This window comes from Pseudonocardia sp. DxW, from assembly GCF_058448985.1.
Genome location: NZ_JBZFLK010000019.1, coordinates 111,940 through 136,840 on the forward strand (window position 1 = coordinate 111,940; position 24,901 = coordinate 136,840).

Genomic DNA, 24,901 nt, shown 5'->3' on the forward strand with positions numbered 1-24,901 from the left:
TAGAGGCTCCGATCGGAGCGTCGATGCCGAGTTATGGCCGTTTCTCGGGTGAGTCCGAGAAACGGGTAGACGACGGCATCGAGGCGCGTCGATGCCGTCGTCTGCGGTTCTCTAGCCCGGATCCGAGAGAGCCCGATGCTGCCCGATCGGGCCGGTCAGAGATGGGCCAGCTTGTCCGGGTTGCGGACGGCGTAGACAGCGGTGACCAGGTCGGCGCCGTCCACCTCGGACACCTCGAACAGCATGACCGTGTCCACGGTGTCGCCGTCGCGCACCAGCACCCCGGGCATCCCGTTGAACACGCCGAACTCGGGTCCGGGCCCGGGGATCGGCCACCGGGTGATCCCGACCAGGAACCGGGCCACCCGATCCTGCCCGACGATCGGCCGCAGCGCCGCCGAGGCCCGCCCGCCGCCGTCGGACATCTGCACGGCGTCCGGTGCGAGCAGCGCCGTCACCGCCGCGACGTCCCCGCCCAGCGCGGCACCGACGAACGCCTCGGCGACCTGCCGGGCCCGGTCCGCGGGCACCGTGAACCGCGGCCGCCGGGCGTGCACGTGCTCGCGCGCCCGGTGCGCGATCTGCCGCACGGTGGCCGCCGGCCGGTCCAGGGTCGCGCCGATCTCGTCGTAGTCGATCCCGAACGCCTCCCGCAGCACGAACACCGCCCGCTCCTCCGGCGAGAGGCTCTCCAGCACCAGCAGCATCGCCACCGTGACGTCGTCGGTCCGCAGCGCCCGGTCCGAGGCGTCCTCGCCGGTGGGCAGCGGCTCGGGCAGCCAGGTCCCGGGATAGGTCTCCCGGGCCCTGGCGGTGCTGCGCAGCCGGTTCAGCGCCTGCCGGGTGACCAGCCGGGCCAGGTAGGCGCGCGGATCGAGCACCCGCGCGTGGTCCACCTCGGTCCAGCGCAGCCAGCTGTCCTGCAGCACGTCCTCGACGTCCGCGACGCTGCCGAGGATATCGTAGGCCAGCCGGAACAGCAGCCCGCGGTGCGCGCCGAACTCGGCGAGCGGGTCCGGGCCGGTCATGCCGCCCGGCTCCGGATCGCGCGCAGCGTGTGGCGGACCACCTGCTCCTTGATCGCCGCGCCGGCCCGGCCGCCGATCGCGATCCGCCGGGGCACGTCGTGGGTGTCGACGAGCTGCACCAGTCCCGCGCCGGGCCCGAGCGCCAGGCACTGCGCGCCGTAGACGACCGACGCCGCCGGTGCGGCCCGGCCGGCGAGCCCGGCCAGCACAGTGCGGGCGGCCGCGTTCCCGAGCGGGATGGCGGCCTGGCAGCTGGCCCGCACGAAACCGACCTCCGGCGGGGCGCTGATCGCGTCCCCGGCGCCGACGATCCGCGGATCGCCGAGGGCGGTCAGCGTCGCGTCCACCCGCAGCCGCCCGGCGTCGTCGGTCGGCAGGCCGCTGCGCCGGGCGAGATCGGGGACCGCGGGCGGGGTCGCCCACACGACCACGTCGGCGCCCGGATCCGCGGTGCCGGTGACCCGGGTGCGCTCGCGCAGCCCGACGCCGAGCGCGCGCAGCCGGGCCCGGACCCGGTCCCGGCTGCGGGCCGGGAGCCCGCCCGCGACCTCGGCGTCGGTCACCAGCCGGACCGCCAGGTCGGGCCGCGCGGCGGCCAGCTCGGTCGCCGTCTCCACCCCGGTCAGCCCGCCCCCGACGACGGCGACCGTGCCCCCGGCCGGCAGCGCGGCGACCGCGGCGTGCAGCCGGCGGGCGTCCTCCAGCGAGTCGACCCGGTACCCGTCCGCGCCGGGATCAGGATCGGGATCGCCGCTGCCGACCGCGTACACCAGCCGATCGAACCGCACCGTCGAGCCGTCGTCGAGCAGCACCGTGTCGTTCCCAGGGCTGTCGTTCCCGGGGCCGGCCCCGATCAGCGTGGCCAGCCCGGACCGGTGCTGCACCCGCGGGTGCAGCACCGCCCGCAGCGGCACCGTCGCCTCCCCGCTGCCCGCCGCGAGCCGGTGCAGCCGGATCCGCTCGACGAACACCTCCCGCGGGCCGACCACCGTCACCTGCGCGTCCGAGCCCGCCGCGATCCGGTTCGCCGCCGCGATCCCGGCGTACCCGGCCCCGACCACCACCACCGCACGTCCCATGACCGTCCCCTTCCGTCGTCGTCGGTCGGGATGGGGACACCGGCGGGCGCCCGCGGCGTGACGCTGTGTGGCCCGGATCACGCCGGTACGCGTGCCAGGGTGGGGGCATGAGCGGGGTGGCGGTGGTGACCGGGGCCGGATCGGGCATCGGGGAGGCGGTGACGCGGGGGCTGCTCGACGCCGGCTGGCGGGTCGTGCTCGCCGGCCGGCGGACCGAGCGGCTCGACGCCGTCGCCGCCGGTCACGCCGGGGCGCTCACCGTCGCCGTCGACGTGACCGATCCCGGATCGGTCGCCGCGCTGTTCGCGGCCGTCGACGACCGCTGGGGCCGGGTCGACCTGCTGTTCAACAACGCCGGCACGTTCGGCCCCGGCGGCACCGTCGACGAGATCGCCGTCGAGGACTGGGACGCCACCGTCGCGACCAACCTCACCGGTTCCTTCCTGTGCGCGCGGGCCGCGTTCGGCGCGATGCGCGCCCAGCGCCCGCAGGGCGGCCGGATCATCAACAACGGCTCGATCTCGGCGCACGCGCCGCGCCCCGGCAGCGCCGCCTACACCGCCACCAAGCACGCGATCACCGGGCTGACCAAGTCGCTGTCGCTGGACGGCCGGGAGTTCGGCATCGCCTGCGGGCAGATCGACATCGGCAACGCGGCGACCGACATGACCGCGGGCATCGCGACCGGCGCGAAGCAGGCCGACGGCACGGTCCGGCCGGAGCAGACCTTCGACGTGCGGCACGTCGCCGACGCCGTCGTCCACATGGCCGGGCTACCGCTGTCGGCGAACGTGCAGTTCCTGACCATCGCCGCGACGACGATGCCTTGGCTGGCCAGAGGCTGAGCGACGCCGCTCAGGAGCCGTCCGAACGCCCGGACGGCATGACGACGACCTCGGCGCCCGCCGAGCGCCATGCCACGAGCTCACCGTCGGGGGTGGCCGTGTCGGTGATCAGCACGTCGTGGTCGTCCGCATGCGCGTAGACGAACGGGGCAACCCGGCCGAACTTGCTGCTGTCGGCCAGCAGCACCCGGCGCTCGGCGGAGTCCATCATGGCCCGCTTGACACCGGCCGATTCCTGCACCGGATGATGCAGGGTGCCGTCGACGACCGCCGGCGTGGACAGGATGCTGAGGTCCGCCCGGATGTTCCGCAGTGACGCGTGCAGATCGGGTCCGAACATGGCGTCGAACTCCTGGTGGTACCAGCCCCCGAGGACCAGCACCCTGGCTCCGGCGCTCGCCGAGCCGAGCCGAGCCATCTCCAGGAAGTTCGTCACGATCGTGACATCCGACCGGTCGGCGAGCGCGGTCATCAGTGGCAGGCAGGTCGTCGAGTCGTCGACCAGGATCGTCGCTCCCGCGGTGACCAGGCCGGCGGCGGCCGCCGAGATCGCCTCCTTCTCGTCGTTTCCCGTCCGGAGCCTGGCGTGGACGCCTTGCTCCACCTGCAGCGGCCCGGGGGCCGCGACCCCGCCGCGCTGCTTGCGGACCATTCCGAGCTCGGCGAGCTGGTCGATGTCGCGCCGGACCGTCATCGGGCTGACGCCGAGCTGCTCGGCAAGCTCGCCGATACGCAGACCACCGGTCCGGCGCACCCGCTCGACGATCCGATCCCGGCGGGCACGGACGACCGAGTCGGGCTGACGAGCGCGTGCCATCGATCTCCTGTCACCGGCCGGGTTGAACAACCATCTTGACGGTTCCGGATGCCGGAGCGGTACCGAGGGCCGTGTCGACCGCGTCGAGACCGACGTGCCCGCCGACCAACGCGCTCGGGTCGACCTCGCCCGACGACACCAGTGAGATGGCCTCGGGCCAGGTGTCGGCGTACCGGAACGTACCGGTGATCTGCAGCTCCCGTGCCTGCAGCGCAGTCAGGTCGAGCGGGAGCGGGAGGTCGCTCATACCGACCAGTACCGCCCGGCCGGCCGGCCGGACCTGGCCCAGGCCCCCGACGGCGGCGTCGATGTTGCCCGAGCACTCCAGCAGAAGGTCCGGCTCGAACCCGGATTCGGCGAGCGAGGCATCGCGCAGGTCGAGCAGCGACGTGGCGCCGAACCGGCGGGCGAGCGCGAGCCGCCCGGGGTCGACGTCGGCCACCACGACCTCGGCCGCTCCGTGTGCCGCCGCGGTGGCGGCGCTCAGCAGCCCGATCGCCCCGGCCCCGGTGACGAGTACCCGGTCACCGGGGCGCACGACTCCGCGGCGACAGGCCCACACGCCCACCGAGAGCGGCTCCAGCAGCGCCGCGGCGGCGTCGTCGATCGCGTCGGGTACCCGGTGGGCGAAGCGCTCGTCGATCGTGACGTACTCGCAGAACGCGCCGTCGACCGGCGGTGTGCCGAAGAACCGGACGGCCGGACAAAGGTTGTAGCGTCCTGTGCGGCAGACCGCGCAGTGGCCGCAGGGCACACCCGGCTCGAGCGACACCCGACGTCCGAGCAACGCATGGTCGGCGTCGGCGCCGAGGCCAACCACCTCGCCGGCTGCCTCGTGCCCGAGCACGATCGGGGCGCGGACCACGAAGTCGCCGATCCGCCCGTGCCGGTAGTAGTGCACGTCCGAGCCGCAGACGCCGACCGCGTCCACCCGGACCAGCACCTCCCGCGGGCCCGGCTGCGGCACCGGCCGCTCCTCCAGCCGTATGTCGGAGATGCCGTGCAGCACCGATGCCCGCATCGTCGGATCGGTTGTCATTCCCCGGTCACCGCCCCCAGAGTCAAGCCGGTGACCAGCCACCGGCGTACAGCGAGACCAGCCAGCATCATCGGGGCGACCACGCACACCCCGATCGCGCACAGTTGGCCCCAGTCCACCCCGGTCTGCGTCACCAGTTGCCCCGCCGCCATCGGCAGGGTCTGTGAGGAGGGTCCGGAGAAGACGAGTGCGAACGCGTAGTCGTTCCAAGCGAACACCAGGCAGAGCACAAACGTGGTGACCAGCCCGGAGTGGGTCAGCGGGAGCACCACGTGCCAGAACGCCTGCCACCGGCTGCAGCCGGCGACCAGTGCGGACTCCTCCAGGGCCGGCGGCAACTCGGCGAAGAAGGCGCTCATCAGCCAGATCGCGAACGGCAGGTTGAAGGTCAGGTACGCCAGCACCAGACCGGTCACCGAGTCGAGCAGCCCGAGCTGACGGAAGATCAGGAACAGCGGCAGCACCACCGCCGCGATCGGCGCCATCCGGGTGGAGATGATCCAGAACGACAGATGGGAGCGGCCGCGCATCCGTGTGTGCGCCAGGCCGTAGCCGGCCGGCGCGCCCAGGGCGACCGCGAGCACCGCGGAGATCCCGGCCGCCAGGATACTGTTCCACAGGTACGGCGCGAGGTTGTTCGAGCCGGAGAACAGTGCCGCGAAGTTCTCCGTGGTCGGCACGAACAGCAGGGCAGGCGTCGGTGCTGTGACGTCGGCCGAACTCTTGAACGCGGACAGCAGCATCCACACCAGCGGCACCAGGCACCAGGCCAGGGCCACCGTCAACAGCACCCGGTTGACCACCCGGGAGCGCCGGGTGCCGCGGTCGATCGGGCTCGCCGCGGCCAGCGCCGACGGGCGGTGTGATCGGGCGGCGGAGCCTGCGGCCGGGCGGCCGGCCTCGGACAGGATCATGTTCACCGGGAGACCCCTCTCGAGTCCAGCAGGCGGATGAACAGCCGGGCGACGATGATCGAGACGATCAGCATGAGCAGCCCGATCGCCGCGGCGTAGCCGAGATCGAAGAAGCGGAAGGCCACCTCGTAGAGCCGGACCGGGACCGTCTTCGTCGCGTCGGCCGGCCCACCGTTGGTGGTGACCCAGATGATGTCGAAGTAACGGATCGCGTCCATCGACCGGATGAGCAGCGCGACCAGCACGACGCTGCTGATCGAGGGGAACACCACGTAGCGCAGGGTCTGCCAGCCGCCGGCGCCATCGAGATGGGCAGCCTCGCGCACTGCGGCGGGCACCGACGACAGTCCGGCCAGCACGATCAGGGTGATCAGCGGTGTCCACTCCCAGACGTCCATCAGGACGACGGCGGCGAAGGCGGTCGTGCCGTCGGCCATCACGTCCCCGGTGAAGCCGAGTGAGCGCAGCACCCAGGAGTAGAGGCCGAAGGTGGAGTCGGTGAGAAAGCGGCCGAGCAGGCCGACGAAGACCGGCGCCACGAACATCGGTAGGATTGTCAGGCTCAGCGCGAGGTTCCGGCCGCGCAGCATGCGCCACAGGCAGAGCGCGATCCCGGTGCCGAGCACCAGCTCCAGTCCGACGGTGAGCACGAAGTAGGCTGCTGCCCGCAGCCAGGCCATCGCGACGTCCGAGTCGGTGAGCAGCCGGGCCCAGTTGTCCAACCCGACGACATCGAGCTGGACACCGCCCAGCAGATGCACCTCGGACAGACTCATCACCACGATGAACACGAAGGGCACCAGCGACAGCGGGGCGAGGAGCAGGATGCCGGGGAGCAGCATCCGGCCCTCGAAACGGAGCCCGCGGGCGCGGCGAGGCCGTTCCGCCGGGGCGGCGCCGGCCGACTCGGGCGGGGAGGGGGAGTTCGCGGCGTTCGGTGAGGTGAGGGTCATGACGAGGCCACCCATCCACGGGAGACGATCCGGTCGATCCGTTCTGTCGCGTCCCGCATGGCCTCGTCCGGTCGCGCGGCACCGGTCACCATCTTGGACAGCTGAGTGAAGATCGTCGTGTCGCACTCGTTCCACATCGGGATCTTCGGGCGTAGGCCGATCCGGTCCGGCTCCCACGCCTGCCGGACCGCGGGCCCGGTAAGCATGTTCGGCATCGCCGAGGGGCGCTGCTCCGCGGCGGCGACCTCGGGCATCGCGTAGACTGACGTGCGGGTCGGAGTCCCGCCGCCCGCATCGCTGGTCAGGTTGCTCAGCTGGGTCCGGGGGGATGTGGCCCAGACCGCGAAGAGCCAGGCCGCGCGCCGTTCGTCCGGTGTGGTGGCCGCGCTGATCCCGAGGCCGGTGCCGCCGTAGAGGTTGGCCGAGCGCACCGGGCCGCGGGGCAGCGGGGCGTAGCCGACGCGGCCGGGCAGCCGCTGCTCGTTTGCGGCGGCGAACTCGTGCCAGTTCGGGCACATTGCGACCTGGCCCGCCGCGAACGCGTTGCCCAACCCGTCCCAGTCCCAGGTGAGGGAGGACGGGTGCGCGACGCCGATGAGCTGGGAGTAGAACCCGGCCGCCTCGATCGCGGCCGGCGAGTCCAGCCGGCACGGCCCCGGGTCGACGGCGCCGTAGCCGCCGAGGCGGTCGCCGTCGTCGAAGTAGTCGCCACCGTGTGCGAGCAGCACGTTGCTGAAGTCGCACATCAGCGAGTCGTGCTGCTTGGCCTGGTGTCCGGTGCCGTACGGCACGTCGTCGCCGGCGTTGTCGTTGAACCAGGACGCGACGGCCAGGTACTGCTCCCAGGTGCTGTCCGGCCCGGGCATCGGGTCGAAGCCCAGGTCGGCGGCCATCCGGGAGTGGTGCTTCTCGAACATGTCCCGGCGGTAGTGCCAGATCATCGTCGGGCAGTCGTAGGGCAAGGTGTAGAGCTTGTCAGGGTCGAGGAACCGGCCTGCGGCGCGCAGCTGGCTCGGGACGAAGTCCTCGATCCCGCCGGGTACGTCCGGCAGATCGGGTTCGGCCATCAGCTCCTGTAGGTCGACCAGGCCGCGGGAGTACGGTGACAGGATCTGCATCGGGTCGGCGTAGATCAGCTGGTAGGTCGAGTGTCCGGACGCCAGGTCCAGAGCGACCCGCTGCACCAGGGCCGATAGCTCCAGCATCACGATGTTGACTCGGATCCCGGTCAGCTCAGTGAACGGTGTCAGGTTCGCTGCGATTGCGGCGGTCGGCGCGGTGTTCTCCGAGATCAGGTTCAGGGTCGATCCCGCGTACTGCCGCCACATGCCTGCATCGGACTCCCGTACGACGCCGGTGGCGGGCGCGCCGCAGCCTGCCAGCATGCCGCCACCCAGTAGTGCGGCGCCCGTGGCGAGCAGGCTGCGCCGGCTCAGCCGGGGACCAGGTCCGTGGCTTGTCATCTGCACTCCATCGGGAAGACGTGTTGCGCTGTCGAATGTGTAACAGAAGCGGTCGACATTCACAATTAGTGTGTTAAATCTGGAGGTCTTGTTATCATCTCGCCCATCCGACCCGTCGAGCCTGCCGACAGAGGAGTCCCATGGCGCCCGTGACCTTCGACAACGCCAGTCACGTCTACCCGGGCGGTGAGCGCCCCGCTGTCGATGCGCTGGACCTGGAGCTGGAGAACGGGGAGTTCGTCGTGCTCGTCGGCCCCTCCGGATGCGGCAAGTCGACCTCGCTGCGCATGCTCGCCGGGCTGGAGGACGTCTCGGCGGGCAGTATCCGGATCGGGGACCGCGAGGTCGGGAACCTCCCGCCGCGTGAACGTGACGTCGCAATGGTCTTCCAGAACTACGCGCTGTACCCGCACATGACCGTCGGCGAGAACATGGGCTTCGCACTCAAGATCGCCAAGCGCCCGCGGGACGAGATCCGGTCCAGGGTCGAGGCTGCCGCCGACATGCTCGGTCTCACCGATTTCCTGGACCGCAAGCCTCGGGCGCTGTCCGGTGGACAGCGCCAGCGGGTCGCGATGGGCCGGGCGATCGTCCGGCAGCCCCAGGTCTTCCTGATGGACGAACCGCTGTCCAACCTGGACGCGAAGCTCCGGACGTCGACCAGGGCGCAGATCGCGGCGCTCCAGCGCAGGCTCGGCGTCACCACTCTCTACGTCACCCACGACCAGGTCGAGGCCATGACGATGGGGGACCGGGTCGCCGTGCTCAAGGACGGCAGGCTCCAGCAGTGCGACACGCCGACCGAGCTCTACGAACGGCCCGCGAACGCGTTCGTCGCCGGTTTCATCGGCACCCCCGCGATGAACCTGCACGAGCTCCCGGTGGCCGGTGCCGGCGTCCGCATCCAGGACCATGAGGTGCCGTTGTCCCGTGCGGAGCTGTCCGGTCTCGGCGACGCGACCGGCTCCGCTCTGCTCGGGTTCCGTCCCGAGGCCCTCGACCTCGGTGGCCCCGGCAGCGGCTTCGAGGTGGCGGTGACCATGGTCGAGAACCTGGGGTCGGACACCTACGTCTACGGCAGGTTCACCGACCGGCGTTTCGCGGAGGGATCGGAATTCGACGTCGTAGCTCGGGTGGGTGCCGCGACGCGACCCGCGATCGGCGAGCGGATCCACCTCCGTATCCGGCCGGGCGAGCACCACCTGTTCTCCGCCGCCACGGGGCGGCGCGCCTCCGGCTGATCTGATGCCGGCCGGAAAGGTCGCGTTGTGAGACCCCCCGCGACCTCCGGCGCGGGATGCGTCGATGATGCCTGTCACACGAAAGGTGTGACGACCCCGGCGATGCCCGCCCTTCGACTGTTCGACGTGCCGCACGTCGCGGAGGCGGTGGTCCGCATGGCCGGGCTGCCGCTGTCGGCGAACGTACAGTTCTGGCCATCGCCGCGACGACGATGCCGTGGCTCGCCCGCGTCGGCGGTGCCGTGCATCCACAGCACCGGGCAGCGGACATCGTCCAGCCTGCCGAGCAGACCGTCCCGGTCCCGCAGGGTCACCGTGCTGACCCGCAGCCGGTGCCGGCCCTCGTCGCCGGTGTAGGTGGCGTGCCAGAAGGCGCGGTCCGTGTCCGGCCCGGCACCATCCAGTCGTCCCCGACCGGCTCGGCGAGTGCGTCCACCGGCGGAGAGCAGAACTCGATCCCGTCCCAGCAGCCGAGCTCGCGGCTGCGTGAGCTATCGAAGTCCATCGACGTGCCGAGCGGAATGATCCCGCGGATCCGGTCGGGTGCGAGCAACGCCGTCCGGGCGGCGATCCAGCCGCCCTGCGAGGTGCCCAGTACGAACGCGTCCTGGATGTCGAGCGCGTCGGGCACCTGCAGGTTCGCGATGGCGCTGTCCCAGTGGGTGAAGTGCCGGTGCCCGGCCTGCGTCGCGCCGTGCCCGTACGGCTCGACGGCGAGCAGGTTGACGGCCCGGCGAGGGCCGGGTCGTCGAACTGCGGGCGGTACAGGTCTGCCGTGGTCGTGAACGAGTTGACCAGGACGAGCGTTTGGGAGCGCCGGGTCGTACGGCCGGCCGAAGCGGAAGCCGATCGTGGAGCCGCCGAGGTGGCTGATACCGGTGGTGTCGGTGCACCTCGTGGGTTCTCTCAGGATCGTCCGGAACGGCTGTGGGCCGGCGGTGCCCTCGTCATCAGATCGTCCGGCGGGCGTCGGGTCCAGGATCGGTGCCCCATCGAGGGTGCCCGGCGCGCTCGATCGGGTCCTGCCGCGCGGAGCCGCCCGGCCGGTGGGAAGCGTCTCGTTGTGAGACACGGACCGGCCTCCGGGGTGGGATACTGCCGTGACCCCTGTCACGGGAGGGTTGGATGGCCCGGACGATGCACGTCCTGCGACTGATCGTTCACGCCCGTTCGCGGCAGCCGGTGCTGCTGCTCGGCGAGGCGGGCGGGGACCGCTGCGTCCCGGTGTTCCTGAGACCGCCGCAGGCCGAGGTGATCGCGGCCGGCCGGCGGGACGAGTCCAGCGTCGCCCTCACCCAGGACGTGCTGCTCCCGGTCGTCGAGGCGCTCGGCCGGACCTGCGAGTCGGTCGAGATCAGCGATCTCGCCGACGGCGTCTACACCGCCGAGCTGGTGTTCGACGGCGACGTCCGGCTGCAGGTCAAGCCGTCCGACGCGCTATCGATCGCGGTCCGCGAGGGCCTGCCGATCGGAATGGCCGAGCACGTGCTCGACGAGGTCGGCCAGCCGATCGAGGAGGTGCTGCCGCCCGACTCCGAGGACGCCGGCGGGATCGCCGCGCAGGCCCGCGCGGCCACCGGCGGGATCCCCACCGAACCCGCCGAGCACCCCGAGCAGCAGCTCCGCGAGTTCCGCGAGTTCATCGACGACGTCTCGCCGGAGGACTTCAGGTAGCGGCCAGCGCCCGGTACCGGCCGCCCAGCTCCAGCAGCGAGGCGTGCGCACCCCGCTCGATGATCCGGCCGTGCTCCAGGACGAGGATCTCGTCGGCGTCGCGCACCGTGGTCAGCCGGTGCGCGATGACGATCGCCGTCCGCCCCTCCAGCGCCTCCGCGAGCGCCTCCTGCACCGCCGCCTCGGACGTCGTGTCCAGGCTGGCGGTGGCCTCGTCGAGCACCACGATCCGCGGCCGCGCGAGCAGCACCCTGGCGATCGTCAGCCGCTGCCGCTCGCCGCCGGAGAGCCGGTAGCCGCGCTCACCGACGACGGTGTCCAGGCCGTCCGGCAGGGACGCGACCAGCTCGTCGAGCCGGGCCCGGCGCAGCGCCTCCCACAGCTGTGCGCCGGTCGCGTCCGGCGCGCCGATCCGCAGGTTGGCCGTGACCGTGTCGTGCAGCAGGTGACCGTCCTGGGTGACGAACCCGACCGCCCGGTGCACCGACGCGGCGGTCAGGTCCCGCACGTCGACGCCGCCGATCCGGACGGTGCCCGCCGACGCGTCGTAGAGCCGGGCGACCAACTGCGCGACGGTCGACTTGCCGGCGCCGGACGACCCGACGAGCGCCACCATCCGCCCGGCCGGCGCGGTGAAGGACACGTCCTGCAGCACCTGCTCGCCGCCGCGGGTGTCCAGCGTCGCGACCTCCTCCAGGGAGGCCAGCGAGACCTGGTCGGCGGTCGGGTAGGCGAACGACACCCGGTCGAACTCGACGTCGAGCGGTCCGTCGGGCACCTCCCGGGCGCCCGGCCGGTCCCGGATCGAGGGCTCCAGGTCGAGCACCTCGAAGACCCGCTCGAAGCTCACCAGCACCGTCATGATCTCCATCCGGGCCCCGGCCAGCGCGGTCAGCGGCTGGTAGAGCCGGGTCAGCAGCATCGCCAGGGACACGACGTCACCGGCGGACAGCGCGCCGGACAGCGCGAACCCGCCGCCGACGCCGTAGACCAGCGCCACCGCCAGCGACGACGCGAGCGTCAGCGCGGTCACGAAGACCCACTGCAGCATCGCCGAGCGCACCCCGATCGCGCGCACCCGCCCGGCCCGGTCGGCGAACTCGGCGGACTCCTGCTCCGGCCGCCCGAACAGCTTGATCAGGGTGGCGCCGGGCGCGGAGAAGCGCTCGGTCATCCGGGTGCTCATCGCCGCGTTGTGGTCGGCGGCGGCCCGCTCCAGGGCGGCCAGCCGCCGTCCCATCAGCCGGGCCGGGACCAGGAACGCCGGCAGCAGCAGTGCCGCGAGCAGCGTCACCTGCCAGGAGATCGCGAGCATCACGCCGAGCGTGAGCAGCAGCGTCACCAGGTTCGACACCACCCCGGCGAGGGTGTCGGAGAACGCCCGCTGGGCGCCGAGCACGTCGGAGTTGAGCCGGGAGACCAGCGCGCCGGTCCGGGTCCGGGTGAAGAACGCGACCGGCAGCCGCTGTACGTGGTCGAACACGGTGGTGCGGAGCTGGTGGATCAGCCCCTCGCCGAGGTTCGCCGAGAGCCACCGGGTGACCAGGCCGAGCGCGGCCTCGGCGACCGCGGCGGCGGCGATCAGCCCGGCGACGACGCCGAGCACGGCGAGCGGGGCGCCGGTCGTGATGGCGTCGGTGGCCCGCCCGGCCAGCACCGGCGTGACGACGGTGAGGACCGCGCCGAGGGTGCTGGTGACCAGGAACCACGCCATCCGCCTGCGGTGCGGGCGGGCGAGCCGCAGGATCCGGCGCCCGGTCTCGCCGGCCGGCCGGGTGCGGTGCACCGGCTCGGTGCCCGCGTTGCGCATGGCGGTGTAGATGCTCGCGTCCATGGGAGCAGACGCTATGATCTGAAGTTCACTTCAGGTCAAGATATCAGGACTCCTCCAGGTCTGGCAGCGTCCACGGCCGCACGACCAGCACCAGCGCCAGCCCGGACAGCCCGATCGCGCCGAACATCGACAGGCCCATCGCAGCGGCGTCGTTGCCGAGCAGGCCGACCACCGGCGAGGTCGCGGCGCCGATGCCGAACTGCAGCGAGCCGAGCAGCGCGGCCGCGGTGCCCGCCGTCCTGCCGTGCCGGGCCAGCGCCAGGGCGGGCGCGTTCGGCAGGATGAAACCGCAGGTCAGCAGCAGGGCCCAGATCCCGGCGAGCACGGCGGGCAGACCGCCGGTGCCGGTCGTGGTGAGCACGGCCAGCGCCAGCCCGGCCAGCACGCCTGCGGCGACCGCAGCGGTCATCACCCGGCGCGGCTCGACGTGGCGGAGCAGGACCGGGTTGAGCTGGGTGCCGACGACCAGCCAGATCGCGCCCGCGCCGAACAGCAGCCCGAAGGTCTGCTGGTCCACCCCGAATTGCTCCTGGAAGACGTACGCGGCGCCGGAGACGTAGCTGAACAGCGCGCCCATCGCGAGCCCGGCGACCAGCACCAGACCGACGAAGGCGCGATCGCGCAGCAGCATCCCGTAGGTGCGCACGGTGGGGCCGAACCGGGCGGACCGGCGACGCTCCGGCGGCAGCGTCTCGGGCAGCCCGGCGGTGACCACGGCCAGCATCACCAGGCCGTACAGGGCGAGGAACAGGAACACCCCGCGCCAGGACGTCCAGGTCAGCAGCAGCCCGCCGAGGGTCGGCGCGAGCACCGGCGCGGCGCCCATCACCAGGATCAGCCGGGACAGCATGGTCGCGGCGGCCCGGCCGGTGAACAGGTCCCGCACGACCGCCAGCCCGACGACCGCACCGGCCGCCGCGCCGACCCCCTGCAGCACGCGGAGCGCGGCGAGCACCTCGATCGAGGGCGCCACCGCGACCAGCGCCGACGCCAGCACGTGCAGCCCGGTGCCGGCCAGCAGCGGCAGCCGGCGGCCGTAGGCGTCGGACAGCGGGCCGATCAGCAGCTGGCCCAGCGCGAGCCCGGCCAGCGTGCCGGTCAGGGTCAGCTGCACCGTCGTGCCGGACGCGCTCAGGTCCTCACCGACCTGCGGCAGCGCGGGCAGGTAGGTGTCGATGGTGAGCGGCCCGAGCGCGATCAGCGCGCCGAGGATCAGCGCGATCCGCAGCCTGCTCGGTGCCGCGGTGGTCGTGGAAGTCACCCGGTCCCCCTCAGCGGGGGCACGGACGTGTGTCCCCGGAACGTCCAACCACACCGGCGATGACCGGGATTCCGGGCCCGGCCACCGGGCCGGGTGACCGCGCTCACACGGCGCGGGCCGGGATCGCGGGCTCCAGCCGGACCTCGATCCACTTCGACGTCGGGCAGCGCGACTCGTCGGCGTAGGAGTCCAGCGCGACCAGCGGGTTGGTCTCCGGGTAGTAGGCGGCGATGCAGCCCTTCGGCGTCGAGTACGACACCAGCCGGAAGTCGTCGGCGCGGCGCACCGTGCCGTCGGTCCACTCGCTCACCAGGTTCACCCGGTCGCCGTCGGCGAAGCCGAGCTCGCGCAGGTCGGCGGGCGAGATGAAGACCACCCGGCGACCGGAGTGGATGCCGCGGTAGCGGTCGTCCAGGCCGTAGATGGTGGTGTTGAACTGATCGTGGCTGCGCAGGCTCTGCAGCACCAGCCGGCCCTCGGGCAGCGTGGTGACGCTCAGCGGGCTGACCGCGAACTCGGCCTTCCCGGACGCCGTCGGGAACTGCCGGAAGTCCCGCGGCGGGTGCGGGAGGGTGAAGCCGCCGGAGCGGGCCACCTTCTCGGTGTAGGCCTCGCAACCCGGCACGACCCGGCCGATCCGGTCCCGGATGCGGTCGTAGTCGGCGGTGAACTCGGCCCACGGCACGACGTGGTCGTCGCCGAGGGTGGCGCGGGCGATGCTGCAGACGATGTCGACCTCGGAGCGCAGCAGCTCCCCGGCCGGCTGCGAGCGGCCGTGCGAGGCGTGCACCGCCGACATCGAGTCCTCGACGGTCACCTGCTGGGCGCGGCCGCCGGTGAGGTCCTTCTCGGTCCGGCCGAGCGCGGGCAGGATCAGCGCGTCGGTGCCCGCGACGACGTGCGACCGGTTGAGCTTGGTGGAGATCTGCACGGTCAGCGCGCACTGCTCGAGCGCGGGCTCGGTGACGCCGGTGTCCGACATGGCCTGCGAGAAGTTGCCGCCGAGGCCGACGAAGACCTTGCCGTGTCCGGCGGCCATCGCCTTCACGGCGGCGATCGAGTCGTGGCCGTGCTCGCGCGGCGGGTCGAAGCCGAACTCGTCGCGGACGGCGTCGAGGAACGCGTCGGGCATCTGCTCCCAGACGCCCATCGTCCGGTCGCCCTGCACGTTCGAGTGGCCGCGGACCGGGCACAGGCCGGCGCCCGGCTTGCCGATCATGCCCTGCAGCAGGGACACGTTGACCATCTCGCGGATGGTGGCGACCGCGTTGCGGTGCTGGGTGATGCCCATCGCCCAGCAGTTCACGGTGCGCTTCGAGGAGACCAGCATCGCGGCGGCCGTCTCGATCTGCTCCCAGTCGAGCCCGGTGGCGGCGACGACGGCGTCCCGGTCCAGGTCCTTGACGTGCGCCGCGTAGTCCTCGAAGCCGTTGGTGTGCCGCTCGACGAAGTCGCGGTCCAGCACGCTGCCCGGGTCGCGCTCCTCGGCGGCGAGCAGCAGGTGCCCGAACGCCTGCCAGAGCGCGAGATCGCCGCCCGAGCGGATCTGCAGGAACTCGTCGGCCAGCCGGGTGCCGATCCCGGTCATGCCGCGCACGTGCTGCGGGTTGTCGAACTTGAACAGCCCGGCCTCGGGCAGCGGGTTGATCGCCAGGATCCGGGCGCCGTTCTTCTTGGCGATCTCCAGCGCGGACAGCATCCGCGGGTGGTTGGTGCCCGGGTTCTGCCCGGAGATGACGATCAGCTCGGCCTCGTGCAGGTCGCGCAGCGACACCGAGCCCTTCCCGATGCCGATCGACTGGGCCAGCCCGACGCCGGTCGACTCGTGGCACATGTTCGAGCAGTCCGGCAGGTTGTTGGTGCCAAACGCGCGGGCGAAGAGCTGGTAGCTGAACGCGGCCTCGTTGGACGCCCGGCCGGAGGTGTAGAAGATCGCCTCGTCCGGCGAGTCGAGCGCCCGCAGGTGCTCGCCGATCAGCTCTAACGCGCTCTCCCAGCTGATCGGCTCGTAGTGCGTGCCGCCGTCGCGGCGGACCATCGGGTGCACCAGCCGGCCCTGGCTCTCCAGCCAGTGCGCGCTGCGGGTGCGCAGGTCGGCGATCGGGTGCCGGGCGAAGAACTCCGGCCCGACCTGGCGGCGGTCGCCCTCCCAGGCGACGGCCTTGGCGCCGTTCTCGCAGAACTCGGCGGTGTGCCGCTCCCCGGGCTCCGGGTCCGGCCAGGCGCAGCTCATGCAGTCGAAGCCGTCGACCTTATTCAGGCTGAGCAGGTTGCGCGCCGTCTTGACCACACCCTGCTCGGCCAGCGACCGCTGCATGGAGACGGCCACGGCCTTCGCCCCGGCCGCGCTCGTCTTCCGCTCGGTGACGCGGAGCTCGGACTCCTCGGTGTCGACCGGAGGATGGATGGGGGAGACGGGCACGAGTTCCTCACCTGCACAGACTTCAGCGTCGAACGACAACGACCTTCACGTCGAGCCTAAGCTCGCCCGGCCGCGGGCTCCCGTCGGAGGAAGGTGGGTCGGCTCACACGGAGCGCCCGGCCCTGTCCCTTATGGGCCGTACGGCGGCGAGTCGGGGTTCGTATGTCAGTCAGGTTGCCACTGCCGAACGGGTGTAAGCGCGCGGTTACATCTCCCTCGGATGTCTGGAAGATCCGCTTCGGGCGACCCACGATGGCCGCGACAGTCCGCTCCCCGAAAGGAACTCCCATGAGCAAGCGCCGCATCGCCGGAATCACCGTCGCCGGCCTGGCCGCCCCGCTGCTGATGCTGGGCCTCGCCGGCTCGGCCAGCGCCGCCGAGATCACCCCGATCGCCGAGTACGTCGACTCCACCGTCGCCGACCTGCTCTCCACCGTCGGTGGCGTGCTCGACGCGCTGGGCCTCGCCGCCTGATCCGGCCCCACCACACGCGCACGGCCGGCCCCCGGGTCCAGGGGGCCGGCCGTTCGTGTGTCCGCGCGGATCAGCCGGTCTCGACCGAACCGGTGACCGGCTCGGCCGGGGCGCCCGGCGCCGGGGCCCACGCCTCGTCGTCGAGCATCGGGCAGGCCAGCAGGTTCTCCGGGATGCCGAACGCGTCGACCAGCGTGCGGGCGTAGGGCCGCAACTCCCGGCACAGGTCGTTGACCAGCGGGCGGAGCGAGCGGGACTCGGCCGCGGTCAGCCGGCCGGTCTCCAGGTACCAGGCCCGCTCGCGGTCGATCACGCCGAGCACGTGCAGGTCGTAGACGCGCTCCAGCAGTGCCCGCACCCCGGCGTCGTCGATCCGGTCCAGCGCCGCGGCGAACGATCCCTCGACGAGCGTGTCGACGTGCGCGCGGGCCGCGGTCAGCAGCAGGTCCTGGTTGGCGTTGAAGACGGTGAACTCGTCGTTCCCGCGGCGCATCGCCGGTGCCAGGTTCCGGATCGCGGCGGCCAGGGTGTCGTCCCGGCGCACCCGCAGCAGCGTGCGGCGGCGCTCCCGGTCGGTCAGGTCCAGGCCGCGCAGCGGCAGCCGCCGGGCCGCCGAGGCCAGGCCGGTCCGCTCGGCGAGCACCCCGGCGAGCTGGCGCCCGAGCAGCGGGGCGATCTGCAGCGGATTGCCCTTGCGGATCGTCCGCCCGTAGTCCGACAGCAGTTCCTTGGCGAGCAGCTGCAGCAGCACCGTGTTGTCGCCCTCGAAGGTGGTGAACACGTCGGTGTCCGCCTTCAGCGCGGGCAGCAGGTTCTCCTCCAGGTAGCCGGCGCCGCCGCAGGCCTCCCGGCAGGTCTGGATGGTCTGCGTGGCGTGCCAGGTCGCGATCGCCTTGATCCCGGCCGCGGACTGCTCGAGGGTGCGCTGCTCGCGGGCGCCGACCGGGCCGGATCCGGGCGCCTGGATGTCGTGCATCCGGGCCACCAGGTCCTCCTGGGTGAAGTGCAGCGCGAAGGTGGTCGCCAGCGCGGGCAGCAGCTTGCGCTGGTGGGCCAGGTAGTCGAGGACGGCGATCTCCTCGCCGGTCGACGGGTTCGAGAACTGGCGGCGGCGCTCGCCGAACCGGACGGCGAGCGCGAGCGCCTTCTGGGTGGCCCCGCCCGCGCCGCCGGCCACCGAGATCCGGCCGCGGACCAGGGTGCCGAGCATGGTGAAGAACCGTGCCGTCTCGTTCTCGATCGGCGAGGAGTAGCTCCCGTCCTCGGCGACGTCGGCGAACCGGTTGAGCAGGTTCTCCCGCGGGATGCGGACCCGGTCGAAGCTCAGCCGCCCGTTGTCGACGCCGTTCAGGCCGGCCTTGCGGCCGTCGTCGCCGATCGTGACGCCGGGCGCGGGATGGCCGTCGGAGTCCCGGATCGGGACCAGGAAGGCGTGCACGCCGTGCGTGCCGGCGTCGGTGACGAGCTGGGCGAACACCACGGCCATCCGGCCGTCCCGGGCGGCGTTGCCGATGTACTCCTTGCGCGCCTGCGGGTAGGGCGTGTGCACCACGAACTCGCCGGACGCCCGGTCGTAGGTCGCGGTGGTGTGCAGGTGCTGCACGTCCGAGCCGTGCCCGGTCTCGGTCATCGCGAAGCAGCCGAGCAGCTCACCGTCGATGATCCGGCGCAGGTACCGCTCGTGGTGCCCGGCGGTGCCGAGCACCTGCACCGCGCCGCCGAACAGCCCCCACTGGACGCCGGCCTTCACCAGCAGCGACAGGTCGCCGTAGGCGAGCATCGCGAACGCGGTCACGACGCCGCCGACGTCGCCGCGCCCGCCGACCGACCGGGCGAACCCGCTGTGCGGCCGCCCGGACGCGGTCAGGATCTTGAGCGCCTCGGTGATCCGGGCGCGGTACTCCTCGGACGAGGCGTCCGGATCGGCCAGCACGCCGGCGGCGGCCAGCTGCTCGCGGGTCTCCCGCCGGACGTCGATCCACCGGCCGTCGACGACGTCGCGCAGGGCGTCGGCCGGGATCCGGTCCGGTGCGGGAAGGGTGCCGGTCGGGGTCGCCGGAGTTGTGGGGGTCATGGCTGAACCTCCTGCACGTGCGGTGCCAGGCCGGAGAGTCCGGACCAGGCGAGGTCGGTGAGGTGTGCGGTGAGCCGGTCGCGGGTGGTGCCGTCCGGGCGGGCCAGCCAGTCGTCGGCGGCCCCGCGGACCAGGCCGACGATCGCGTGCCCCCAGATCCGGGCGGCGGACGGCCCGTCGCCGCCGGTGACGCGGGCGCCGATCACTGCGGCGATCTCGTCGCCGATCACGGTGACCAGGTCGTTGACCGGGTCGGTGGTGCCGTCATCCCGGGCGGGGCGGCGGCCGGTCGCCGGGCCCTGGGAGAGCAGCGGGCGGTGCACCACGAAGCGGTAGAGCTCCGGGTCGATCTCGATCAGCCGCAGGTAGGCGTCGATGCCCGCGGCGACGGCGGCCCGCGGGCCGCCCTCCGGTGCGGTCAGCGCGTCGGCGGTGGCCCGCCGCACCTCGGTGAGCAGCACGTCGGCGACCGACTCGCAGATCGCGGTGTAGAGGCCGCTGCGGTCGCCGAAGTGCCGGTAGATGACGGTCTTGCTGGTGCCGGCCGCGGCGGCGATCTCGTCCATCCCGAGGCCGGCGCCCTGGTGGCGGATGGCGCCGATGGCGGCGGCGACGAGCTGGACGCGCCGCTGCTCGCGGTGCGCGTCCCACCGGCTGTCCCGCCTGTCCCGTCCTACCTTCACGAAACCAACAGTACCGTGTACCTTGAGTATCGGCTACCCGGTGGTAGTCACGACCACCAGCTCCTGCCCACGGTCCTACCCCAGGAGGGACGACCCCATGCCAGCCAGCACCCGGCGGGCCGCCGTCATCGGCGGCAACCGGATCCCGTTCGCCCGGGCCAACCGCGCGTACGCCGGCGCGTCCAATCTCGACATGCTCACCACCACCCTGGACGGCCTGGTGGCCCGGTTCGGGCTGGCCGGCGAACGGCTCGGCGAGGTCGTCGCGGGGGCGGTGCTCAAGCACTCGCGTGACTTCAACCTGACCCGGGAGGCCGTCCTGGGCTCCCGGCTGAGCCCGGCGACCGCCGCCTACGACGTGCAGCAGGCCTGCGGCACCGGCCTGGAGGCGACCGTCGCGGTCGCCAACAAGATCGCCCTCGGGCAGATCGAGTCCGGGGTGGCCGGCGGCGTGGACACCGCGTCGGACGCGCCGATCGCGCTGAACGACGACCTGCGCCGGGTCCTGGTCAAGCTGAACGCGGCGCGCACGCCGCTGGAGCGGCTGAAGCTGGTCGGGCAGCTGCGGCCGGGCCAGATCGTGCCGGAGATCCCGCAGAACTCCGAGCCGCGGACCGGTCTGTCGATGGGTGAGCACGCCGCCCGCACCGCGCTGGAGTGGGGCATCGGCCGCACCGAGCAGGACGAGCTCACCGTGCGCAGCCACCGCAACCTGGCGGCCGCCTACGAGCGCGGCTTCTTCGACGATCTCCTCACCCCGTACCTGAAGCTGACCCGGGACGACAACCTGCGCGCCGACTCGTCGCTGGAGAAGCTCGCGAAGCTCAAGCCGGTGTTCGGGAAGGGCCCGGACGCCACCATGACGGCCGGCAACTCGACCCCGCTGACCGACGGCGCCGCGCTGGTGCTGCTCGGCTCGGACGAGTGGGCGGCCGAGCACCGGCTGCCGGTGCTCGCGCACGTGGTGGACGCGGAGACCTCCGGCGTCGACTACGTGCACGGGAGCGACGGACTGCTCACCGCGCCGGTGTTCGCGGTGCCCCGGCTGCTCGAGCGCAACGGCCTGTCCCTGCAGGACTTCGACCTGTACGAGATCCACGAGGCGTTCGCCTCGGTGGTGCTGGTGCAGCGCAAGGCCTGGGAGGACGCCCGGTTCTGCAAGGAGCGGCTCGGCCGGGACACCCCGCTGGGCCCGATCGACGACGACCGGCTCAACGTCGCCGGCTCCTCGCTCGCGGCCGGGCACCCGTTCGCCGCGACCGGCGGGCGGATCGTGGCGACCCTGGCGAAGCTGCTGCGCGAGCGGGCCGACGCCGAGGGCCGCGACCAGCGCGGCCTGATCTCCATCTGCGCCGCCGGCGGCCAGGGCGTCGTCGCGATCCTGGAGGCCACCGCATGAGCGACTTCCTGGCGACCCTGTCGCACACCGGCATCGCCAAGCAGCTGGGGCTCCCGACGGTGCCGGTGCTGCGCCGGCACCGGCCGGGCGATCCGCTGCTGGCCGGTCCGGTCCTGGTGGCGTCCCCGGGCGCGGCCGACGGGCGGTTCGCGAAGGCGGTCGCCGCGCTCGTCGAGGAGAACGGGCAGCCGGCGCTCGCCGAGGCGGGCGAGGAGAAGCTGCACGGCATCGTCGTCGACCTGTCCGGGGCGCGGACGCTGGCCGATCTCGCCGCGGCCCAGCAGCTCCTCACCCCGGCGGTGCGCAGGCTGCGCCCGTCCGGCCGGCTGCTGCTGATCGGTGCCGAGCCGGCCGACGCGTTCGCGACCGGAGGTGCCGAGGCGGCCGCGGTGGCCCAGGCGCTGGACGGGCTGGTCCGCTCGGTCGCCAAGGAGCTGCGCGCCGGGGCGACGGCGAACCTGCTGGTCGTCGCGGAGGGCGCGGCGCCGGTGGCGATCGACTCGTCGGTGCGGTTCTTCCTGTCCGCGCGCTCGGCCTACGTCGACGGCCAGGTCGTGCACGTCGCCGCGCCGATCGGCGTGCTGCCCGAGCCGGCCGAGGTGGACGACCCGCACGGCGGGGAGCGGCCGCTCGCCGGCCGGGTCGCCGTCGTCACCGGGGCGGCCCGCGGGATCGGTGCGGCCATCGCCGACACCCTGGCCCGGGACGGCGCGACGATCGTCGCGGTCGACGTGCCGGCCGCCGGGCAGCGGCTCGCCGAGACGGCGAACCGCACCGGCGGCACCGCGTTGCAGCTCGACATCACCGCCGCCGACGCCGCCGACCGGCTGCTCGGGCACCTCGCCGAGCGGCACGACGGCGTCGACCTGGTGGTGCACAACGCCGGGATCACCCGGGACAAGCTGCTGGCGAACATGACCGCCGACCGGTGGGACGCGGTGCTGGCGGTGAACCTGGGCGCCCAGCTGGCGATCAACGACGCGCTGCTGGCCGACGGGTCGCCGCTGCGCGAGGCGGGCCGGGTGGTCTGCGTGTCGTCGCAGTCCGGGATCGCGGGCAACCGCGGGCAGACCAACTACGCCGCCTCCAAGGCGGGCGTGATCGGCATGGTGCGCACGCTGGCACCGCGGTTCGCCGAGCGCGGCGCGACGATCAACGCGGTGGCGCCCGGGTTCATCGAGACCGACATGACGGCGACGATGCCGCTGGCCACCCGCGAGGGCGGCCGCCGGATCAACTCGCTCCGCCAGGGCGGGCTGCCGGTCGACGTCGCCGAGACGATCGGCTGGTTCGGCCGTGCCGAGTCCGGCGGGCTGAACGGGCAGGTCGTGCGGGTCTGCGGCCAGTCCATGCTGGGGGCCTGAGATGACCGGGAACGCCGGGAACGCCGGCGCCACCGCGGTGACCGAGCTGTCCGGGGCGCCCGCGCTGGGCCCGCTCTACGCCGCCGCGGCGGTCCGGACCGTGCTGCCCGGCCGGGCCGGCAGCCTGCCGGACCGGGAGCTGGCACGCAGCGGGATCGTGGTCGACCCGGCCCACCTGGCCGACTACGCCCGGGTCTGCGGCTTCCGGATCGGCGACGCGCTGCCGGTCACCTATCCGCACCTGCTGACCTTCCCGCTGCAGGTCGCGCTGATGGCCGGCCGGTCGTTCCCGCTGCCGCTGCCCGGCCTGGTGCACCTGGCGAACCGGATCACCGTGCACCGGCCGGTCGCGGTGTCCGAGACGCTCGACGTGCGGGTGCGCGCCGAGCGGTTCACCGCGCACCCGAAGGGCGCGCAGGTCGACCTGGTGGGGACGGTGTCGGCGGGCGGGGCGACGGTCTGGGAGGGCCGCTCGACCTACCTGTCCCGCGGCGCGCGGGCGCCCTCCGGTGAGCCGGCCCCGGCGCCGCCGGAGCCGGCGGTGCCGACCGGCCCGGCCGCCGCGCTGTGGCGGGTGCCGGGGGACACCGGGCGTCGCTACGCGGCGGTCTCCGGTGACGTGAACCCGATCCACCTGTACCCGCTCACCGCGAAGGCGATGGGCTTCCCGCGGGCGATCGCGCACGGCATGTGGACGGCGGCCCGGGTGGCCGCGGCGCTGGAGGGCAGGCTCCCGGACGCGGTCGGCTTCGACGTCGCCTTCCGCAGGCCGCTGCTGCTCCCGTCGACCGCGGAGCTGGTGACCGCCCGCGACGGCGACGCGTGGCGGTTCGCGGTCCGCGGCGTCAGGAAACCGGAAGTGATCCATCTGGTGGGCCGGATCGGCCGCTAGGCAGGTACCGCCCGGCCGGGTGGACAGGTCGCACTCACCCGGCCGGGTGCATCTGGATCGGTCCATGAGCCGGTACAGCAACCGGAACCCGGTGACGTACGTCCATCCCTGTGTCCACCATTCGTCACCGGACACTCAGCAGGAGGTCATGATGAACACCACCGACAGCACCGCCACGCGGGCCGACGTCGAGGAGCACGAGGACGAGGGGAACATCGTCCGCGGCCTGGACTGACCCGCGCGGCCGGGCCCGGGCCGCCCCGGCTCTACTGTGGGAACCATGCTGGTCGAGCGCATGCGCCCGTTCACCTCCACGATCTTCACCGAGATCTCCCGGCTGGCCGCGCGGACCGGGGCGATCAATCTCGGCCAGGGGTTCCCGGACACCGACGGTCCGGTGTCGCTGCTGGCCGGCGCCGCCGCGAACATCACCGAGCACGGCCTCAACCAGTACCCGCCGGGGCCGGGCGTGCCCGCGCTGCGTGAGGCCGTCGCCGCACACCAGCGGCGCTTCTACGGCCTCGACGTCGACCCGGACGACGTGCTGGTCACCACCGGCGCGACCGAGGCGATCGCGGCGACCCTGCTCGGGCTCTGCGGTCCGGGCGACGAGGTGATCGTGTTCGAGCCGAACTACGACTCCTACGCGGCCACCGTCGCGCTGTCCGGCGCGACCCTGCGCCCGGTCCCGCTGCGCGCCCCCGGCTTCGACGTCGACGACGACGAGCTCGCCGCCGCCTTCTCCGGGCGCACCCGGGTGGTGCTGGTGAACACCCCGCACAACCCGACCGGCGCGGTGTTCACCCGCGACCGGCTGATCCGGATCGGCGAGCTCGCCCGCGCGCACGACGCGGTGATCGTGACCGACGAGGTCTACGAGCACATGACCTTCGACGACGCCCGGCACGTCCCGATGGCGACCCTGCCCGGGCTCGCCGACCGGACGCTGACGATCTCCTCGGCGGGCAAGACGTTCTCGGTGACCGGCTGGAAGGTCGGCTGGGTGCACGGCCCGCCGGAGCTGGTCGGCGCGGCCCGCGCGGTGAAGCAGTTCCTCACCTTCCACGGCGGCGCCCCGCTGCAGCCCGCGGTCGCCGAGGCGCTCGCCCTCGGCGACGACTTCTACGCCGGGATCACCGCCGACCTGACCCGCAAGCGGGACCTGCTCTCGGCCGGCCTGCGCGCCGCCGGGTTCGACGTGCTCACCCCGCGCGGCACCTACTTCGTGGTCGCCGATCCGCGCCCGCTCGGCCACGACGACGGCGTCGAGCTGGCCTGGAAGCTGCCCGAGCTGTGCGGGGTCGCGGCGGTGCCGGTGTCGGTGTTCTGCGCGTCCGGGGCCGGTGTCGCGGCGACCCGGCCGCTGGTCCGGTTCGCCTTCTGCAAGCGCGACGAGGTGCTCGTCGAGGCCGCCGAACGGCTCGCCGCCCTGCGACCCTGATCGG

The 24,901-nt window shown here is 73.0% G+C and carries 22 protein-coding genes and 1 pseudogene; 10 read left to right on the forward strand and 13 right to left on the reverse strand.

Features of this window, described 5'->3' with window-relative positions; genetic code table 11:
- Window positions 1–155: 155 nt before the first annotated feature.
- Together sigJ and ACVJO7_RS25975 are read right to left on the reverse strand one after the other, a co-directional pair.
- Window positions 156–1,028, reverse strand: coding sequence for an RNA polymerase sigma factor SigJ (gene sigJ / locus ACVJO7_RS25970; RefSeq protein ID WP_491675041.1), 873 nt, complete (start codon window positions 1,026–1,028; stop codon window positions 156–158).
- Window positions 1,025–2,107: an NAD(P)/FAD-dependent oxidoreductase gene (locus ACVJO7_RS25975; protein WP_491675042.1), complete on the reverse strand. Its 1,083-nt coding sequence runs from the start codon at window positions 2,105–2,107 to the stop codon at window positions 1,025–1,027. The genes sigJ and ACVJO7_RS25975 overlap by 4 nt, the downstream gene beginning before the upstream one ends.
- 107 nt (window positions 2,108–2,214) lie before the next feature.
- Here ACVJO7_RS25975 and ACVJO7_RS25980 point away from each other — a divergent pair, with 107 nt between their 5' ends.
- The gene (locus ACVJO7_RS25980; protein ID WP_491675043.1) at window positions 2,215–2,952 is read left to right on the forward strand and encodes an SDR family oxidoreductase; all 738 of its coding nucleotides are present in this window, start codon (window positions 2,215–2,217) and stop codon (window positions 2,950–2,952) included.
- Window positions 2,953–2,962: 10 nt separating this feature from the next.
- Here ACVJO7_RS25980 and ACVJO7_RS25985 read toward each other — a convergent pair whose 3' ends face one another.
- The 5 genes from ACVJO7_RS25985 to ACVJO7_RS26005 are packed head-to-tail and all read right to left on the reverse strand — an operon-like array spanning window position 2,963 to window position 8,138.
- On the reverse strand, window positions 2,963–3,769 hold the full coding sequence (locus ACVJO7_RS25985) for a DeoR/GlpR family DNA-binding transcription regulator (RefSeq protein WP_491675044.1): 807 nt from the start codon (window positions 3,767–3,769) through the stop codon (window positions 2,963–2,965).
- 10 nt (window positions 3,770–3,779) lie between these two features.
- The gene (locus tag ACVJO7_RS25990) at window positions 3,780–4,808 is read right to left on the reverse strand and encodes an NAD(P)-dependent alcohol dehydrogenase (protein WP_491675045.1); all 1,029 of its coding nucleotides are present in this window, start codon (window positions 4,806–4,808) and stop codon (window positions 3,780–3,782) included.
- The gene (locus ACVJO7_RS25995) at window positions 4,805–5,722 is read right to left on the reverse strand and encodes a carbohydrate ABC transporter permease (protein ID WP_491675066.1); all 918 of its coding nucleotides are present in this window, start codon (window positions 5,720–5,722) and stop codon (window positions 4,805–4,807) included. The genes ACVJO7_RS25990 and ACVJO7_RS25995 overlap by 4 nt, the downstream gene beginning before the upstream one ends.
- A 2-nt stretch (window positions 5,723–5,724) precedes the next feature.
- Window positions 5,725–6,675, reverse strand: a complete 951-nt coding sequence (locus ACVJO7_RS26000; protein WP_491675046.1) for a carbohydrate ABC transporter permease — start codon at window positions 6,673–6,675, stop codon at window positions 5,725–5,727.
- Window positions 6,672–8,138 carry an extracellular solute-binding protein gene (locus ACVJO7_RS26005; protein ID WP_491675047.1) on the reverse strand — a complete coding sequence of 489 codons (1,467 nt, stop codon included), beginning with the start codon at window positions 8,136–8,138 and terminating at the stop codon, window positions 6,672–6,674. Before ACVJO7_RS26005 ends, ACVJO7_RS26000 begins: the two co-directional genes overlap by 4 nt.
- Before the next feature lie 140 nt (window positions 8,139–8,278).
- Between ACVJO7_RS26005 and ACVJO7_RS26010 the strand changes: the two genes are divergently transcribed.
- Together ACVJO7_RS26010 and ACVJO7_RS26015 are read left to right on the forward strand one after the other, a co-directional pair.
- Window positions 8,279–9,379, forward strand: coding sequence for an ABC transporter ATP-binding protein (locus ACVJO7_RS26010; RefSeq protein ID WP_491675048.1), 1,101 nt, complete (start codon window positions 8,279–8,281; stop codon window positions 9,377–9,379).
- Between the two features lie 120 nt (window positions 9,380–9,499).
- A pseudogene (locus tag ACVJO7_RS26015) lies at window positions 9,500–9,609 on the forward strand (3-oxoacyl-ACP reductase); the annotation flags it as partial.
- A gap of 80 nt (window positions 9,610–9,689) precedes the next feature.
- Here ACVJO7_RS26015 and ACVJO7_RS26020 read toward each other — a convergent pair.
- Window positions 9,690–10,451, reverse strand: coding sequence for an alpha/beta fold hydrolase (locus tag ACVJO7_RS26020; RefSeq protein WP_491675049.1), 762 nt, complete (start codon window positions 10,449–10,451; stop codon window positions 9,690–9,692).
- 53 nt (window positions 10,452–10,504) lie between these two features.
- Between ACVJO7_RS26020 and ACVJO7_RS26025 the strand changes: the two genes are divergently transcribed.
- Complete coding sequence (locus ACVJO7_RS26025; protein ID WP_491675050.1) at window positions 10,505–11,053, forward strand: bifunctional nuclease family protein; 549 nt, start codon at window positions 10,505–10,507, stop codon at window positions 11,051–11,053.
- Here the strand turns inward: ACVJO7_RS26025 and ACVJO7_RS26030 are convergent.
- From ACVJO7_RS26030 to ACVJO7_RS26040, 3 genes are all read right to left on the reverse strand, one after another.
- Entirely contained in the window at window positions 11,046–12,863 is a 1,818-nt protein-coding gene (locus tag ACVJO7_RS26030) for an ABC transporter ATP-binding protein (RefSeq protein WP_491675067.1), read from the reverse strand. The genes ACVJO7_RS26025 and ACVJO7_RS26030 overlap by 8 nt on opposite strands.
- Before the next feature lie 67 nt (window positions 12,864–12,930).
- Window positions 12,931–14,148, reverse strand: a complete 1,218-nt coding sequence (locus ACVJO7_RS26035) for a multidrug effflux MFS transporter (RefSeq protein WP_491675051.1) — start codon at window positions 14,146–14,148, stop codon at window positions 12,931–12,933.
- 103 nt (window positions 14,149–14,251) lie between these two features.
- A complete protein-coding gene (locus ACVJO7_RS26040) occupies window positions 14,252–16,570 on the reverse strand; it encodes an FdhF/YdeP family oxidoreductase (protein WP_491675052.1) in 2,319 nt (772 codons plus the stop codon).
- Window positions 16,571–16,858: 288 nt separating this feature from the next.
- Here ACVJO7_RS26040 and ACVJO7_RS26045 point away from each other — a divergent pair, with 288 nt between their 5' ends.
- Complete coding sequence (locus tag ACVJO7_RS26045; RefSeq protein ID WP_085913327.1) at window positions 16,859–17,044, forward strand: hypothetical protein; 186 nt, start codon at window positions 16,859–16,861, stop codon at window positions 17,042–17,044.
- Window positions 17,045–17,114: 70 nt separating this feature from the next.
- On the opposite strand, the gene ACVJO7_RS26050 is transcribed toward ACVJO7_RS26045, so the two are convergent.
- Window positions 17,115–19,118, reverse strand: a complete 2,004-nt coding sequence (locus ACVJO7_RS26050; RefSeq protein WP_491675053.1) for an acyl-CoA dehydrogenase family protein — start codon at window positions 19,116–19,118, stop codon at window positions 17,115–17,117.
- Window positions 19,115–19,801, reverse strand: a complete 687-nt coding sequence (locus ACVJO7_RS26055) for a TetR family transcriptional regulator (protein WP_491675054.1) — start codon at window positions 19,799–19,801, stop codon at window positions 19,115–19,117. The genes ACVJO7_RS26050 and ACVJO7_RS26055 overlap by 4 nt, the downstream gene beginning before the upstream one ends.
- Window positions 19,802–19,898: 97 nt before the next feature.
- Between ACVJO7_RS26055 and ACVJO7_RS26060 the strand changes: the two genes are divergently transcribed.
- From ACVJO7_RS26060 to ACVJO7_RS26080, 5 genes are all read left to right on the forward strand, one after another.
- The gene (locus tag ACVJO7_RS26060) at window positions 19,899–21,200 is read left to right on the forward strand and encodes an acetyl-CoA C-acetyltransferase (RefSeq protein WP_491675055.1); all 1,302 of its coding nucleotides are present in this window, start codon (window positions 19,899–19,901) and stop codon (window positions 21,198–21,200) included.
- Complete coding sequence (locus ACVJO7_RS26065; RefSeq protein WP_491675056.1) at window positions 21,197–22,564, forward strand: 3-oxoacyl-ACP reductase; 1,368 nt, start codon at window positions 21,197–21,199, stop codon at window positions 22,562–22,564. The genes ACVJO7_RS26060 and ACVJO7_RS26065 overlap by 4 nt, the downstream gene beginning before the upstream one ends.
- A 1-nt stretch (window position 22,565) precedes the next feature.
- Window positions 22,566–23,456, forward strand: a complete 891-nt coding sequence (locus tag ACVJO7_RS26070) for a MaoC family dehydratase (RefSeq protein ID WP_491675057.1) — start codon at window positions 22,566–22,568, stop codon at window positions 23,454–23,456.
- Window positions 23,457–23,520: 64 nt separating this feature from the next.
- Window positions 23,521–23,691, forward strand: coding sequence for a hypothetical protein (locus ACVJO7_RS26075; RefSeq protein WP_491675058.1), 171 nt, complete (start codon window positions 23,521–23,523; stop codon window positions 23,689–23,691).
- A 45-nt stretch (window positions 23,692–23,736) separates the two neighbouring features.
- The gene (locus tag ACVJO7_RS26080; protein ID WP_491675059.1) at window positions 23,737–24,897 is read left to right on the forward strand and encodes a pyridoxal phosphate-dependent aminotransferase; all 1,161 of its coding nucleotides are present in this window, start codon (window positions 23,737–23,739) and stop codon (window positions 24,895–24,897) included.
- Window positions 24,898–24,901: the final 4 nt, after the last annotated feature.

Excerpts from the sequence above, each read along its gene's own strand:
- sigJ (WP_491675041.1), bottom strand. The coding sequence starts at position 1,028 with ATGACCGGCCCGGACCCGCTCGCCGAGTTCGGCGCGCACCGCGGGCTG.
- ACVJO7_RS25975 (WP_491675042.1), bottom strand. The coding sequence starts at position 2,107 with ATGGGACGTGCGGTGGTGGTGGTCGGGGCCGGGTACGCCGGGATCGCG.
- ACVJO7_RS25980 (WP_491675043.1), top strand. The coding sequence starts at position 2,215 with ATGAGCGGGGTGGCGGTGGTGACCGGGGCCGGATCGGGCATCGGGGAG.
- ACVJO7_RS25985 (WP_491675044.1), bottom strand. The coding sequence starts at position 3,769 with ATGGCACGCGCTCGTCAGCCCGACTCGGTCGTCCGTGCCCGCCGGGAT.
- ACVJO7_RS25990 (WP_491675045.1), bottom strand. The coding sequence starts at position 4,808 with ATGACAACCGATCCGACGATGCGGGCATCGGTGCTGCACGGCATCTCC.
- ACVJO7_RS25995 (WP_491675066.1), bottom strand. The coding sequence starts at position 5,722 with ATGATCCTGTCCGAGGCCGGCCGCCCGGCCGCAGGCTCCGCCGCCCGA.
- ACVJO7_RS26000 (WP_491675046.1), bottom strand. The coding sequence starts at position 6,675 with ATGACCCTCACCTCACCGAACGCCGCGAACTCCCCCTCCCCGCCCGAG.
- ACVJO7_RS26005 (WP_491675047.1), bottom strand. The coding sequence starts at position 8,138 with ATGACAAGCCACGGACCTGGTCCCCGGCTGAGCCGGCGCAGCCTGCTC.
- ACVJO7_RS26010 (WP_491675048.1), top strand. The coding sequence starts at position 8,279 with ATGGCGCCCGTGACCTTCGACAACGCCAGTCACGTCTACCCGGGCGGT.
- ACVJO7_RS26025 (WP_491675050.1), top strand. The coding sequence starts at position 10,505 with ATGGCCCGGACGATGCACGTCCTGCGACTGATCGTTCACGCCCGTTCG.
- ACVJO7_RS26030 (WP_491675067.1), bottom strand. The coding sequence starts at position 12,863 with ATGCGCAACGCGGGCACCGAGCCGGTGCACCGCACCCGGCCGGCCGGC.
- ACVJO7_RS26045 (WP_085913327.1), top strand. The coding sequence starts at position 16,859 with ATGAGCAAGCGCCGCATCGCCGGAATCACCGTCGCCGGCCTGGCCGCC.
- ACVJO7_RS26050 (WP_491675053.1), bottom strand. The coding sequence starts at position 19,118 with ATGACCCCCACAACTCCGGCGACCCCGACCGGCACCCTTCCCGCACCG.
- ACVJO7_RS26060 (WP_491675055.1), top strand. The coding sequence starts at position 19,899 with ATGCCAGCCAGCACCCGGCGGGCCGCCGTCATCGGCGGCAACCGGATC.
- ACVJO7_RS26065 (WP_491675056.1), top strand. The coding sequence starts at position 21,197 with ATGAGCGACTTCCTGGCGACCCTGTCGCACACCGGCATCGCCAAGCAG.
- ACVJO7_RS26070 (WP_491675057.1), top strand. The coding sequence starts at position 22,566 with ATGACCGGGAACGCCGGGAACGCCGGCGCCACCGCGGTGACCGAGCTG.
- ACVJO7_RS26075 (WP_491675058.1), top strand. The coding sequence starts at position 23,521 with ATGAGCCGGTACAGCAACCGGAACCCGGTGACGTACGTCCATCCCTGT.
- ACVJO7_RS26080 (WP_491675059.1), top strand. The coding sequence starts at position 23,737 with ATGCTGGTCGAGCGCATGCGCCCGTTCACCTCCACGATCTTCACCGAG.